The sequence below is a fragment of the Achromobacter mucicolens genome, assembly GCF_029866465.1.
Classification (GTDB): Bacteria; Pseudomonadota; Gammaproteobacteria; order Burkholderiales; family Burkholderiaceae_B; genus Achromobacter; species Achromobacter mucicolens.
The window spans coordinates 1,922,119-1,935,127 of the sequence record NZ_CP123364.1; the positions used below are offsets into that span (position 1 = coordinate 1,922,119).

11 protein-coding genes are annotated in these 13,009 nt (G+C 64.8%); 2 read left to right on the plus strand and 9 right to left on the minus strand.

Annotated elements, in window-relative coordinates; genetic code table 11:
• Window positions 1–34: 34 nt before the first annotated feature.
• The 8 genes from QEP15_RS08685 to QEP15_RS08720 all read right to left on the minus strand — a co-directional run bounded on the left by QEP15_RS08685 (window position 35) and on the right by QEP15_RS08720 (window position 8,174).
• The gene (locus tag QEP15_RS08685) at window positions 35–325 is read right to left on the minus strand and encodes a cupin domain-containing protein (RefSeq protein ID WP_142049609.1); all 291 of its coding nucleotides are present in this window, start codon (window positions 323–325) and stop codon (window positions 35–37) included.
• Between the two features lie 39 nt (window positions 326–364).
• The gene (locus QEP15_RS08690; RefSeq protein ID WP_280148665.1) at window positions 365–2,005 is read right to left on the minus strand and encodes an ABC transporter ATP-binding protein; all 1,641 of its coding nucleotides are present in this window, start codon (window positions 2,003–2,005) and stop codon (window positions 365–367) included.
• A 9-nt stretch (window positions 2,006–2,014) separates the two neighbouring features.
• Entirely contained in the window at window positions 2,015–2,854 is an 840-nt protein-coding gene (locus tag QEP15_RS08695; RefSeq protein WP_062841887.1) for an ABC transporter permease, read from the minus strand.
• The gene (locus QEP15_RS08700; protein ID WP_280148666.1) at window positions 2,851–3,858 is read right to left on the minus strand and encodes an ABC transporter permease; all 1,008 of its coding nucleotides are present in this window, start codon (window positions 3,856–3,858) and stop codon (window positions 2,851–2,853) included. The genes QEP15_RS08695 and QEP15_RS08700 overlap by 4 nt, the downstream gene beginning before the upstream one ends.
• 101 nt (window positions 3,859–3,959) lie before the next feature.
• Window positions 3,960–5,537: an ABC transporter substrate-binding protein gene (locus tag QEP15_RS08705; protein WP_175156683.1), complete on the minus strand. Its 1,578-nt coding sequence runs from the start codon at window positions 5,535–5,537 to the stop codon at window positions 3,960–3,962.
• A gap of 174 nt (window positions 5,538–5,711) precedes the next feature.
• Window positions 5,712–6,986, minus strand: a complete 1,275-nt coding sequence (locus QEP15_RS08710) for a Zn-dependent hydrolase (RefSeq protein WP_280148667.1) — start codon at window positions 6,984–6,986, stop codon at window positions 5,712–5,714.
• Window positions 6,983–7,723: a FadR/GntR family transcriptional regulator gene (locus QEP15_RS08715; RefSeq protein WP_056315868.1), complete on the minus strand. Its 741-nt coding sequence runs from the start codon at window positions 7,721–7,723 to the stop codon at window positions 6,983–6,985. The genes QEP15_RS08710 and QEP15_RS08715 overlap by 4 nt, the downstream gene beginning before the upstream one ends.
• A 187-nt stretch (window positions 7,724–7,910) precedes the next feature.
• Window positions 7,911–8,174, minus strand: coding sequence for a hypothetical protein (locus tag QEP15_RS08720; protein WP_056315870.1), 264 nt, complete (start codon window positions 8,172–8,174; stop codon window positions 7,911–7,913).
• A gap of 154 nt (window positions 8,175–8,328) precedes the next feature.
• On the opposite strand from QEP15_RS08720, the gene hemN reads away from it, so the two are divergent.
• Window positions 8,329–9,759, plus strand: coding sequence for an oxygen-independent coproporphyrinogen III oxidase (gene hemN, locus QEP15_RS08725; protein ID WP_081101106.1), 1,431 nt, complete (start codon window positions 8,329–8,331; stop codon window positions 9,757–9,759).
• 27 nt (window positions 9,760–9,786) lie between these two features.
• Here hemN and QEP15_RS08730 read toward each other — a convergent pair whose 3' ends face one another.
• The gene (locus QEP15_RS08730) at window positions 9,787–10,500 is read right to left on the minus strand and encodes a response regulator transcription factor (protein ID WP_152385456.1); all 714 of its coding nucleotides are present in this window, start codon (window positions 10,498–10,500) and stop codon (window positions 9,787–9,789) included.
• A gap of 565 nt (window positions 10,501–11,065) precedes the next feature.
• On the opposite strand from QEP15_RS08730, the gene thrS reads away from it, so the two are divergent.
• The gene (thrS, locus tag QEP15_RS08735) at window positions 11,066–13,003 is read left to right on the plus strand and encodes a threonine--tRNA ligase (protein WP_152383965.1); all 1,938 of its coding nucleotides are present in this window, start codon (window positions 11,066–11,068) and stop codon (window positions 13,001–13,003) included.
• Window positions 13,004–13,009: the final 6 nt, after the last annotated feature.

The window sequence follows — 13,009 nt, forward strand, 5'->3', positions numbered from 1 at the left end:
CAGACCGTCACGGTCGCTGCCAGATGCGTGGGGCTCATGCCTGCTTGAGTTCGATCTCGACGAACACGAATTCCGTGTCGCTGGGGTTGATGACGTTGTGTTCCACGCCCACCGGCCGGTAATACGCCACCCCCGTGGTGAGCTGGCTGGTGACCTGGCCGTTGGGCGTGTCCAGCAGCAGCGGGCCGGTGGTCTGCGGGACCACCACGTAGTTCATGCCATGGCGGTGCCAGCCCGTCTCGCCGCCCGGCGGAAAGCGCCATTCGGTGACGGTGACCAGTTCGTTGTCGATCTGCACGGTGGGGATGGCGGCGGGGCGTTGCATAGCGGTTCTCCTGGAATTCAATGGTGAGGCGATGTCCGGTCAGGCGGCCTGCGCCTTGGTCGGGTCCCAATGCTGGCCCGGCACGGCGGCGATCAGCTGGCGGGTGTAGGCATGCTGCGGGTTGTCGAAGATCTGGGATGGCGATCCGTACTCCACCACCTTGCCGCGATGCATGACCAGCACCGAATTGCAGATCTGCGCCGCCACGCGCAGGTCATGGGTGATGAACACCAGTGCAATCTTCAGCCGTTGCTGCAGGTCGTGCAGCAGTTGCAGCACCTGCGCCTGAACCGACACGTCCAGCGCCGACACCGATTCGTCGGCCACCAGCACCTTGGGCTCCAGCGCCAACGCGCGCGCGATGCCGATGCGCTGGCGCTGGCCGCCCGAAAACTGGTTGGGATAGCGGTCAAAGGCGGACGGGTCCATGCCCACCAGCGACAGCAGTTCGCGCGCCCGGGCTTCGGCTTGCGCGCGCGGGACGCCATTGGCGACCGGGCCGTCGCTGATGATGCGGCCCACCGTGTGCCGGGGATTGAGCGAGGCGAACGGGTCCTGGAAGATCATCTGGATCTCGTGCCGCATCGGCCGAAAGCGCGATTCGGGCAGCGTGGCGATGTCCTGGCCGTTAAAGAGCAGCTGGCCGCCATTGATGCCGACAAGCTTGAGCAGGCATTTGCCGATCGTGGACTTGCCCGAACCGGATTCCCCCACGATGCCCAGCGTCTCGCCGCGCCGCACGGCAAAGCTCACGCCGTCCACCGCGTGCACCTGGCGTTTGTTGCCCAGCCAGCCGTGGCCGATCACGTAGGTCTTTTTCAGATCCTTGACCTCCAGCACGGGCCTGTCGTCGGCAAGCCCGGCGCGCTCCTCGCCGCGCCGGTGCGGCACGGCCGCGATCAGGCGCTGGGTGTAGGGATGTCGCGGGCGGTTGAGCACCTCGCTGGCCGGACCTTGCTCCACCATCACGCCTTTCTCCATGACGGCGACGCGATGGGCAATCTCGGCCACCACGCCGAAGTCGTGCGTGACGAACATCACGCCCATGCCTTTTTCCTTCTGGATGCGCGCGATCAGCGCCAGGATCTGCGCCTGGGTGGTGACGTCCAGGGCGGTCGTGGGCTCGTCGGCGATCAGCAGCGCGGGCTCCAGCGCCAGCGCCATCGCAATCATCACGCGCTGCCGCTGCCCGCCGGACAAGCGGAACGGATACACGTGATACAGCGTGGCCGGATCCGGCAGGCCGACGAACTCCAGCAGTTCGAGCGTGCGCTTCAAGCGTTCTGCGCCAGGGTAGGCGTTATGCACGCGCATCACCTCGCTGATCTGTTCGCCCACCGTCATCAGCGGGTTCAGGGCCGACAGCGGCTCCTGGAAGATCATCGCCATGTCCTTGCCGCGCATGGCCTGCAGGGCGGGTTCGTCCAGTTGCAGCAGGTCCTGGCCGCGGAACAGGATGCGGCCGGCCTGCGGGGTCAGGTAATCGGGCAGCAGCCCCATGATGGCGTTGGCGCTCATGGACTTGCCTGAGCCCGATTCGCCCACGATGCACAGGATCTCGCCGGCGCGAATGTCGTACGAGACGTCTTGCACAGCGTAAGGACGGTCGCCGCCCTTGGGCAAGGCGATGGTCAGATTCTGGATCGACAGGAGCGGCGGGGTTGTCAGGTTTTCATTCATGCCGGCCTCCTATTCGCCGCGCTTGCGCAGTTGCGGGTTGAGGGCGTCGTTCAGGCCTTCGCCGATCAGGTTGATGGCCAGCACGGTCAGCAAGATGGCGACCCCGGGCCACACGCTCATCCACCAGGCCTCGCGGATCATGGTGCGCGCCGCGCCGATCATGAAACCCCAGCTCATCAGGTTGCGGTCGCCCAGGCCCAGAAACGACAGCGACGACTCCGTCAGGATCGCGGTCGCCACCATGAACGAGGCCGACACGATGATGGGCGACATGGCATTGGGCAGGATCTGCGTGCCCACGATGCGGGCCGGCGTCTGGCCGATGACGATCGCGGCCTGCACGAATTCGCGTTGCTTGAGCGTCATGAATTCCGAGCGGACCAGCCGCGCCGCCGGCGGCCAGGACACCACCGCGATGGCGCCCATGATCGAATAGACCGACGGGCTCAGGATGGCGACCAGCACCACGGCCATCGCCAGTTGCGGAATGGTCTGGAAAAACTCGGTGAACCGCATCAGCGCGTCGTCCACGCGGCCGCCGCAGTAGCCGGCGATCGAACCGACTACGATGCCAAAGAGCAGCGCCACGGCGGTGGACAGCAGGCCCACCATCAGCGACACGCGCGCGCCCCACACCAGGCCCGCCGTAATGTCGCGGCCCAGCATGTCCGTGCCGAACGGATAGTCCGCATTGGTGAACGGCGGGATCAGCGGGTCGGCCACCATCATCCAGGGCGACTCTTCGTACAGGAGCGGCGCCGCCAGGGCCACGGCCACCACGATCAGCATGATGACCAGGCCGGCCACCGCCCCGTAGTTGCGCAGGTAACGTCGGGCGAATGACTTCATGCGGAGGCTCCTTGCTGCGCACCCGCGCCGATGCGCGGATCGATCAGGCGGTACAGCACATCGGTCAGCAGGTTGAAGACCACGACCATGATGGAGGTGACCAGGAAGATGCCCAGCAGAAGCTGGTAGTCGCGTTGCAGCAGGGCGTCGAACATCAGGCGTCCGATGCCGGGCCACGCGAAGACGGTCTCGGTCAGCACCGCGCCGCCCGCCATCTGCCCCAGCTGGATGCCGGCAAACGTGATGACCGGCAGCAGCGCGTTGCGCAGCACGTGCGCGCGGATCACGCGGCTGGGGCTTACGCCCTTGGCGCGCGCCGTCTTCACGAAATCCATGCCGATCACTTCCAGCATCGACGCGCGAGTCAGCCGCACGTAGACGGCCATGAAGAAGCAGCCCAGCGTCACGGTCGGCAGGATGAGATGCAGGGCGATGTCGCCCGCGCGCGCCCAGCCGGTCAGGTTGGCGCCCACGGTCTCCATGCCGAAGGCCGGCAGCCAGCCCAGTACCACCGAAAACAGCAGGATGCCCATCAGCGACAGCCAGAAGAGCGGCGTGGCGTAGAGCAACAGGGCGCCGGTCATCACCGAGCTGTCGATCCAGCGGCGCTTGTTGCGGTAGCGCGCCTTGGCCGCCACCACGCCCAGCAGCACGCCCAGCACGATGGAAAACACGAAGGCGCACGACATCAGGAGGAACGTGGCGGGCAGGCGCTCGACGATCAGGTCCAGCACCGGCACATGATTGCGGTACGAAAAGCCCAGATCCAGCTGCACTACGCCCTTCAGGTAGAGAAAAAGCTGCGTCAGGACGGGCTTGTCCAGGCCAAAGGCGACACGCAGCTGGTCCACGTAGGCGGCATCGCTCGCGCCGGCCTGGCCGGCCAGCACGGCGGCGGGATCGCCGGGCGCAAGCCGTATCAGGAAGAAATTGATGATCACCACGCCCAGCACCACCACCAGGGCCTTGCCGATGCGGGACAGCAGGAAAGACAGGAATCTCATGCTCGGGTCCTTTCAGGACGGACGTGCCTCGCGGCAACCCTGCCCGCCGCGCAGCCGGGGGCCGCCGCGGACACGGGATCCGCGGCGGCCCCCGGGGGCGCTTACTTCTTCTCGATGTAGACGTCGTCGAACGACTCGTTCAGGCCGATGGCGGTCTTGACCAGGTTCTTCACGTTGGCGCGATACAGGGTCGGAAACTCCATGTCGACCAGGAAGCCATTGGCGACCTCGTTGACGAGCGTCGTCTGGATCTGGGTGTAGAGCGCCTGGCGCTTGGCCGGATCGACTTCGGAGGCGGCAGCCTCCCACAGCTTGTCGGTCTCGGGGTTGCTGTAGCCCTGCACATTGGCAAAGGGCGACCCCTTGACGATGTTCGACGAGATATACAAGCGCTGCACGCCCAGCGCGGGGTCGCCGTACTGGTACGTGAAGGTGGTGGTCAGGTCGAAGTCCCAGTTGCCGGTGCGGCTTGCCCAGCCGCCCGCGTCGGTGGATTCCACGTTCACCTTGAAGCCCAGCTGTTCCAGCGCCTGCTTGGTGTATTCACCCAGCCGGTCCCAGGTCGAGCCGTACGGGAAGCTCAGTTGGCGGATCGTGTAGTCGCCGGGCTTGATGCCCGATTCCTTGATCAGCGCGCGCGCCTTCTTCATGTCGAACGGCATCGGCGGCATGTTCTTGTCGTAGAACATCTCGGTGGTCACGAAGGGGCTGGTCGACACCTTGCCCAGACCGAAGAAGATGTTGTTGACCACCATGTTGCGGTTCATGGCCGCCATGACCGCCTGGCGCACCTTCAGGTTGTCGAAGGGCGGCTTACGCATGTTGAAGATCAGGTAGGCCTGCGGCGAGAACATTTCCCAGCCCGCGGTCGTGTATTCCACGTTGGGCAGGCCGCGCAGGCGCTTGATGTCGACGTTGTCCACGTCGCCGCCGCGCAGCACGTCCACGCTGCCCCGCTCGAAGGCCACGGCGCGCGACGCCGCGTCCGGAATCACGTTGAACACCAGCTCGTCCAGATACGGCTTGCCGGGCTTCCAGTAATCGGGATTGCGCGCCAGCTTGATGTATTCGCCGCGCTTCCATTCCTTGAAGATGAACGGGCCGGTGCCCACGGGCTTCTGGTTGGCCGGGTTGGTCATGTAGTCCGTGCCGGCGTACAGATGCTTGGGCATCATCGGCGCAAAGCCGGGTTCGAACATCAGCATGAAGGCCGGAAACGGCGTCTTCAGCTTGATGACCACCGTCTTGGCGTCGGGCGCCTGCACGGACTCGACGAACTTGTTCAGGATGACGCGGGCACGCGCGTGGGTCTTGGGCAGCATGTCCGCCAGCGAGAACACCACGTCCTCGGACGTGAACGGCTTGCCGTCATGCCACTTCACGTTGTCCTGCAGGTGGAAGGTGTAAGTCAGTCCATCGGCGGCGGCCTCCCACGACTTGGCCAGTCCGGGCTGCGGCTTGAGGTCGGTGGAGTAGGTCAGCAGGCTCTCGTAGATCTTGCCCGCGACGAATTGCGTCGGCCCCTGCTGATTGATGGCCGTGACGATCACCGGCGGTTCGGGCTGGACGATCATGTTCAGCGTGCCGCCCTTGGTCTGAGCCAAGGCCTGCGTGGCGGGCAGCGCGGCCGCAAGGACCAATGCGCCGATGCTTAGGGAAAACCAGTTTTTCGATTTCACTGCGAGCCTCCGGGCTGGAAAGGGTCGGACAGGCGGCCGCTCGGACGCGGCGATCGCCGTGCCGGATCAAGCAAACCTCATGCCACCTGCGTTTCTCGGGTACTGCGGGTGGAGCTGCTGCAACAATGCTTCGTTCAGGTGCTGGTTAAGGCGCCGCGCACCAATGCGGAGAATTCAGTGGTGCCTGGCCATGTCTGCGGTGGCGGCTTGGGGCGCATTGGCTCGCGCCACCATGGCGTCGAGCAACACGTTGCAGCCGGCTTCCAGATGCTCGGGCCGGGCGTCTTCGATTTCGTTGTGGCTGATGCCGTCCTTGCACGGCACGAAGATCATCGCGGTGGGCGCCACGGCAGCCATGTAGACGGCATCGTGTCCGGCGCCCGTGACGATGTTCATGGCGGGCAGGCCGCGGTCCGCGGCGCCCTTGCGCACCTTGTCGACCAGATCGGGATCGAACGGCGTGGGCGGAAAATACTGCACGTCCTTCACGTCGACGCGAACGCCGTGCGCGACCGCAATGTCGTCGCAGATGCGCCGCCAGTCCCGGTCCATGCGGTCCAGCGTCGCTTCGTCTTCGTGGCGCAGGTCGGTGGTGAAACGGACCTGCCCCGGAATGACGTTGCGCGATCCCGGATACGCGTGGATCTCGCCCACGGTTCCGCGCCCATGAGGCTGATGGGTGTTGGCAATGTTCACCACGGCCTGCAGCAGGAAGCTGGTGGCGAAGAGCGCGTCGCGGCGGATCGGCATGGGTGTGGGGCCGGCATGCATTTCCATGCCGGTCACGGTCACGTCGTACCAGCGCAGGCCCAGCGACCCCGTCACGACGCCGACCGTCTTTTCCTCGTGCTCCAGGATCGGACCCTGTTCGATATGCGCCTCGAAGTAGGCGTCCACCGGGCGCCCGCCGACGGGGTCGGCGCCGGCGTAACCAATGGCCTGGAGTTCGTCGCGCACGCTGATGCCCTGCGCGTCGCGCGCCGATAACGCGGTTTCCAGCGGAAATTTGCCGGCAAAGACGCCCGATCCCATCATCACGGGCACGAAGCGCGAGCCTTCCTCGTTGGTCCAGATGGCCACTTCCAGCGGGGCCTCGGTCGTCACGCCCGCGTCATTGAGCGTGCGGATCACTTCAAGACCGGCCAGCACCCCGTAGCAGCCGTCGAACTTGCCGCCGGTGGGTTGGGTGTCGATATGGCTGCCCGTCATCACGGGCGGCAGGCTGTCATTGCGGCCCGCACGCCGGGCGAAGATGTTGCCCACCTGATCCACCCGCACCGTCATGCCGGCCTCGCGCATCCAGCCGGTCACCAGATCGCGGCCCTGCCCATCGAGCGCGGTGAGCGCCAGGCGGCAGTTGCCGCCCTTGGGCGTCGCGCCGATCTGCGCAAGATCCATCAGGGACTGCCACAGCCGGTTGCCGTTGATGGACAGAGGGGGTGTCGTCATAGGTCGCCTCGGGGGTGGGAAACGTCGCCAAAGTCCTCGCGCAGGCGCGCCAGGATGCCAAGCAGGTGTGCGTGCATGGCGTGCCGCGCACGAATGGGGTCGCGCGCCACGATCGCGGTCAGGATGCGCTGGTGTTCGGCGTGGGCCACGGCCCACACCTTGGCATCGACGAAATAGTCCTGCATCCGCCGGTACACCGAGCTGGATTGGGTCAGGTTCCACAGATGGGCGACGGCAGCGGCCAGCGCGGCGTTGCCGCAGGCGGCGGCGATCGCGCCGTGAAACTCCCGGTCATGCCGGCCTGGCGAATCCGTCAGGGACATGCCGTCGTGGGCGTCGAGGATGGCCGCCAGCTGGGCGGCCGTGGCATGCTGCGCCGCCATGCCCGCGCATTCGGGTTCGATGATGAGGCGCGCTTCCAGCAGGTCGAACGGCCCGATGTCGTCGACGCCCTGCGCGGCGCTGGGCGGTGTTCCCGCGGCGGCCGCCAAGCCGGCGCCTTCCTTGTCCGCCACGAACACGCCGGTGCCCACGCGGACCTCGACGTAGCCCTCGATTTCAAGCGCGATCAGCGCTTCGCGGATCGACGCGCGGCTGACCTGCAGTTGTTCGGCCAGGTCCCGCTCCGACGGCAAACGCCGCCCGCGCGGGAAGTCGCCGGCCCGGATCCGTCCGGCAATCTGGTCGGCGATCATGCGATACAGACGGGTGACGGCGACGGCTTGGAAGGTGCTCATCGGGCGGGGGCTTGGCCTGGTGGTCAGGCCACCAATATAGGCACCTCGCCATTGAAACAAAAGGGATAATTGGCGCTTTCAGGGAAAACGATGTGAGGGATTCCACCGCTGTTCGTCTGCTGGTCAGGCCAGTGGACCGGCCGCTTGAGGTCCGCCGCCGGGGCAGGGCGGCGGGATGCCGGGTTCGCTACGCCTCGTCGTCCGGTTCGGGCGTCTGCGTGAAGGCGCGAACCAGCCGGGCGATGCCGTCCAGTTCGTCGTGCGCGCCCATCACCCATTCCGGTTTGTCGAACGGGCTGTCCGCCGGCGTGTTGTCCAGATTGGCTTTCAGGTCGCCCAGCAGTTCCAGCGCCATGTCGGTGGCCTGGGGGCTGCTGCGGGTGGATAGGGCGATCGCAATCGCCAGCGCCTGGCGCATGGCCAGCAGGCGGCCTTCCAGTTCCGTTTCCATTGGGGGTCCTTGTTTGCTGCGGGAATCGCGGCATTTTACGGGGCAGGGCGCGGGCCGGTAACGGCCCGGCAAAGCTTGCCCAACGGCAGATGCGTTGCGCTCGGTTTGCGCAAGATCAATGTGAAGGGCGCGGGGCAGGCGAATAATCCGGGTTATGCAAGCCGCTCTACGCCCTCAATCTTCGGAATCGCCGGCGCCCGCCACCGCCGAGCCGTTTTTTCCTCCCCAACTGCTGGCCCGGTTGGACAAGAACGGGCCGCGATACACCTCGTATCCCACGGCGGACCGCTACCACGGGGGCTTCGCCGAGCAAGACTACCGGCTTGCCTTGCAACAGCGGCGCGCAACCAGTCCGGCCGAGCCGCTGTCGCTCTACGTACACATCCCGTTCTGCGAATCGGTCTGTTATTACTGCGCCTGTAACAAGGTGGTGACCCGCCACCATGACCGAGCCGCCCGCTACCTGGATGCCCTGTCCCGCGAAATCGCCTTGCACGTGCAAGAACTCGGCCCCGGCGTGCCGGTGTCGCAGCTGCATTTCGGGGGCGGCACGCCCACATTCCTGTCCAACGAGGAACTGGCGCGCCTGATGGGCGATCTTCGCGGCGCCTTCCATTTCCAGCCCGACGCCGAAATCTCCGTCGAAGTCGATCCGCGCACCGCAACGCCGGAGCGCCTGGCGTTCCTGCAGCAGCTGGGCTTTAACCGCCTGAGCTTCGGCGTGCAGGATTTCGACGAACGGGTGCAGGTGGCGGTGCATCGGGTTCAGTCTTTCGACGACGTCGCCGCGCTGATGCACAGCGCCAGGGCATTGGGCTATGCGTCGGTCAACGTCGATCTCATCTATGGCTTGCCGCTGCAAACCGCGGCGTCGTTTGCCCGCACGATCGAACAGGTCATCGCGCTGCGGCCCGACCGCATTGCGCTCTACGCCTACGCGCACCTGCCCGAACGCTTCAAGCCGCAGCGCCGCATCAACGAAGCAGACCTGCCCGATCGCGAGACGCGCGTTGGCCTGCTCAGTTCGGCCATTCAGGGCTTCCTGAACCAGGGCTACACCTACATCGGCATGGACCATTTCGCGCTGAACACCGATGCGCTGGCCATTGCCAAGCAACGCGGTGAACTGCACCGCAATTTCCAGGGATACAGCACGCAGCCGGATCGCGACCTCATCGCGCTGGGCGTGTCGGCCATCGGACGCATTGGCGACACCTACAGCCAGAACGCGAAGATCCTTGACGAATACTACGCGGCCATTGAATCCGGAAAGTTCGCGGTCGAGCGCGGCCTGACGCTTAGCGCCGACGACCTGGTCCGCCGCGAGGTCATCATGGACATCATGTGCCAGGGCCGGGTGGACTTTTCGCGGATCGAAGCCAAGCACGGCCTGCAGTTCGGCGACTACTTCAGCCGCGAGCTCTCGCAGATGGCCAGCCTGGCCGAACTGGGCCTGGTGAACCTGCACCTCGGAGAACTGCGCGTCACCGGCCTGGGTTGGTATTTCGTGCGGGCGGTGGCCATGACCTTCGACAAATACCTGCGCTCGGCCATGCCGACCGCCAGGTACTCCCGCATCATCTGACCTGCGCGCGGCCGCGGCGCCGCGCGCTCATTCGGCAAACTTGTCGCGCAGGTACAGCGCCAGCGACAAATCATCGGACAGTCCCAACTTGCGCATGGCGCGGCGCTTGTGCGTGCTGACTGTCTTCTTGCTGCGCACCAGCCTTTCGGCGATCTGCGTCACCGACATCCCCTGCCTGATGTGGCGCAGGATTTCCACTTCCGAAGTCGTCAACAGCGCGTGCGGCGCCGTCGGCTCCATGCCGCGGATCTTTCCGTCCTCTACCGTCAGAAAGGGCGCCTTGGCCTCGATGACGCCGCGGATCATGTCCGGCAGCAAGACCAGCCCCCATTGCTTTGCCAGATAGCCGGCGGCGCCGGCGCGGTATGCCGCGTACTCGGTCTCTTGCCGGTTGCCGGCCGAAAACGTGATGACCGCCATGCTGGGGTGGTAGCGGCGCACCCGACGCAGATAGTTGACGCCGTCGCAGGGTTCCAGCGGCAGATAGAAATCAATGAGCGCGACGTCGCACGGCTGCTTCGCCAGCTTTTCCAGCAACGCGCGCGCGGAGGTTTCGCGATGAACGACATGAAAGCCAGGCCGGCTTTCGAGGAACGCGCCGATGCCCAACGCCACCACGGGATGGTCGTCCAGGACCGCGACCCGGATGACGGGCGGCGGCCGCGACAGCAGCAGGTGCTTTCGGGTTTCAAAGCCGTCCTCCGGCGCGATAAACGGGCCGTGAAGCGAGCCGCCGGTCATCTGGCTTGCAGTCTCTGAAACGCAATTCATCGTTGCTCCACGATCGGATGGGGGTTCAGGGCGATCCGGGCGGCCACGAGGGGCGGTCGCGTGGCGCGTTTCCTTGAGCAGCCCTGAAATTGGTGGGCAGATTACGTGGTCGGCGCGCGTTTGGGTCGCCAAACGAGGCAAAATCAGACCGATGCACTCGGCGCAATTGATCCGTTGCGGTCCCCCGCGTCGCCCTGCAATCCTCCGTGGCGTTTTCGCCACGGGCAGGGCGCAAACGGTGCTACAATCGGCAACGATCCATGCAGCTATTTCGGCTGCATTTGTCTTGCTGCACCTTGATTTGCGCTGCGCTTCGCGCGCGCCCCCACAGGCTCAAAACATGCTTTTCCCGTACGCACGAACTACGACCCGGAACTTTCGCCCCATGTCGCGTTAGTTTTTTCGTGCGTCGGGTTTCACCGTGTCAGGTCAGCGGTAGGACTCATCAAGACAATCAAATGAACGCGGCTTTGAAGCCGCGTTTTTCGTTTCTGTTTTCGTTTTTCAGTTCCAAGAACCCCAGGAAGCACTCCCGATGGTACAGATCACATTGCCCGATGGTTCGCAGCGCCAATTTCCGGGACCGGTCACGGTCGCCGAAGTGGCGCAATCGATCGGTACGGGCCTGGCGAAGGCTGCCCTGGGCGGCCGCGTGACGTTCGACGGCGCGGAATCCAAGCTCGTCGACACCAGTTTCCGCATCGCGCAAGACGCCCGCCTGGCCATCGTGACGGCCAAGGACGCGGACGGCCTCGATCTGATCCGCCACTCGACGGCTCACCTGCTGGCCTACGCCGTCAAAGAGCTGTTCCCGGACGCCCAGGTCACCATCGGCCCCGTGATCGACAACGGCTTCTACTACGACTTCTCGTACAAGCGCCCCTTCACGCCCGAAGACCTGACTGCCATCGAAAAGAAGATGGCCGAACTGGCCAAGAAGGACGAAGTCGTCACGCGCGAAGAATGGTCGCGCGACGACGCTGTCGAATTCTTCAAGGGCATCGGCGAAAAGTACAAGGCGGAAATCATCGCCTCGATCCCGTCCAACGAGACGCTCAGCCTGTACCGCGAAGGCGATTTCATCGACCTGTGCCGCGGCCCGCACGTGCCGTCCACCGGCAAGCTCAAGGTCTTCAAGCTGATGAAAGTGGCCGGCGCCTACTGGCGCGGCGACAGCAGGAACGAGATGCTCCAGCGCATCTACGGCACCGCCTGGGCGACCAAGGAAGAACAGGAAGCCTACCTGCACATGCTCGAAGAGGCCGAGCGCCGCGACCACCGCAAGATCGGCCGCGAACTCGACCTGTTCCACTTCCAGGACGAAGCCCCGGGCCTGATCTTCTGGCACCCCAAGGGCTGGACCCTGTGGCAGCAGGTCGAGCAGTACATGCGCAGCGTGTACCGCGACAACGGCTACCAGGAAGTCAAGGCGCCGCAGATCCTGGATATTTCGCTCTGGAAGAAGACGGGCCACTGGGACAACTACCGTGAAAACATGTTCACGACCGAGTCCGAAAACCGCGTCTATGGCCTGAAGCCGATGAACTGCCCGGGCCACGTGCAGATCTTCAATGCGGGCCTGCATTCCTACCGCGAACTGCCCCTGCGCTACGGCGAATTCGGCCAATGCCACCGCAACGAGCCCTCCGGCTCGCTGCACGGCATGATGCGCGTGCGCGGCTTTACGCAGGACGACGGTCACATCTTCTGTACCGAAGAGCAATTGCAGGACGAATGCGCCGATTTCACGGCACTGCTGCAAAAGGTCTACCGCGATTTCGGCTTTACCGAAGTCCTGTACAAGGTTGCCACGCGCCCCGAAAAGCGAATCGGCACGGACGAAGTCTGGGATACGGCCGAAGCCGCCCTGATGGAAAGCCTGCGCCGCACGGGCTGCGAATTCGAAATCTCGCCGGGCGAGGGTGCCTTCTACGGCCCGAAGGTCGAATACACCCTCAAGGACGCCATCGGCCGGCACTGGCAGTGCGGCACGATTCAGGTCGACTTCTCCATGCCCGTGCGCCTGGGCGCCGAGTACGTGGACCAGAACGACCAGCGCCGCCCGCCCGTCATGCTGCACCGCGCGATCCTCGGTTCGCTCGAGCGCTTCATCGGGATGTTGATCGAAAACCACGCCGGCGCCATGCCGCCGTGGCTGGCGCCCGTGCAAGCAGTTGTGTGCTGCATTTCCGAACCTTCGGCCGATTATGCGGCGCAAATTACGCAAAGCCTGAAAAAACAAGGCTTTAGAGTCGAGTCCGATTTGCGCGGTGAAAAAATCACTCGTAAAATCCGGGAACACAGCCTGCAAAAGGTGCCGTACATTCTTGTCGTCGGCGACAAGGAAAAGCAAAACGGCACTGTTGCCGTACGCGGACTGGGCGGCCTGGACCTTGGCGCCATCCCCTTCGACGACTTCGTTTCCCGGTTGTCCGACGACGTGGCCGCCCGCCGCGACGTCCAACCGACTTGATAGCAG

Coding starts and splice junctions, on each gene's coding strand:
- thrS (WP_152383965.1), top strand. CDS start 11,066: ATGGTACAGATCACATTGCCCGATGGTTCGCAGCGCCAATTTCCGGGA.
- QEP15_RS08715 (WP_056315868.1), bottom strand. CDS start 7,723: ATGAGCACCTTCCAAGCCGTCGCCGTCACCCGTCTGTATCGCATGATC.
- QEP15_RS08720 (WP_056315870.1), bottom strand. CDS start 8,174: ATGGAAACGGAACTGGAAGGCCGCCTGCTGGCCATGCGCCAGGCGCTG.
- QEP15_RS08730 (WP_152385456.1), bottom strand. CDS start 10,500: ATGACCGGCGGCTCGCTTCACGGCCCGTTTATCGCGCCGGAGGACGGC.
- QEP15_RS08700 (WP_280148666.1), bottom strand. CDS start 3,858: ATGAGATTCCTGTCTTTCCTGCTGTCCCGCATCGGCAAGGCCCTGGTG.
- QEP15_RS08710 (WP_280148667.1), bottom strand. CDS start 6,986: ATGACGACACCCCCTCTGTCCATCAACGGCAACCGGCTGTGGCAGTCC.
- hemN (WP_081101106.1), top strand. CDS start 8,329: ATGCAAGCCGCTCTACGCCCTCAATCTTCGGAATCGCCGGCGCCCGCC.
- QEP15_RS08695 (WP_062841887.1), bottom strand. CDS start 2,854: ATGAAGTCATTCGCCCGACGTTACCTGCGCAACTACGGGGCGGTGGCC.
- QEP15_RS08685 (WP_142049609.1), bottom strand. CDS start 325: ATGCAACGCCCCGCCGCCATCCCCACCGTGCAGATCGACAACGAACTG.
- QEP15_RS08690 (WP_280148665.1), bottom strand. CDS start 2,005: ATGAATGAAAACCTGACAACCCCGCCGCTCCTGTCGATCCAGAATCTG.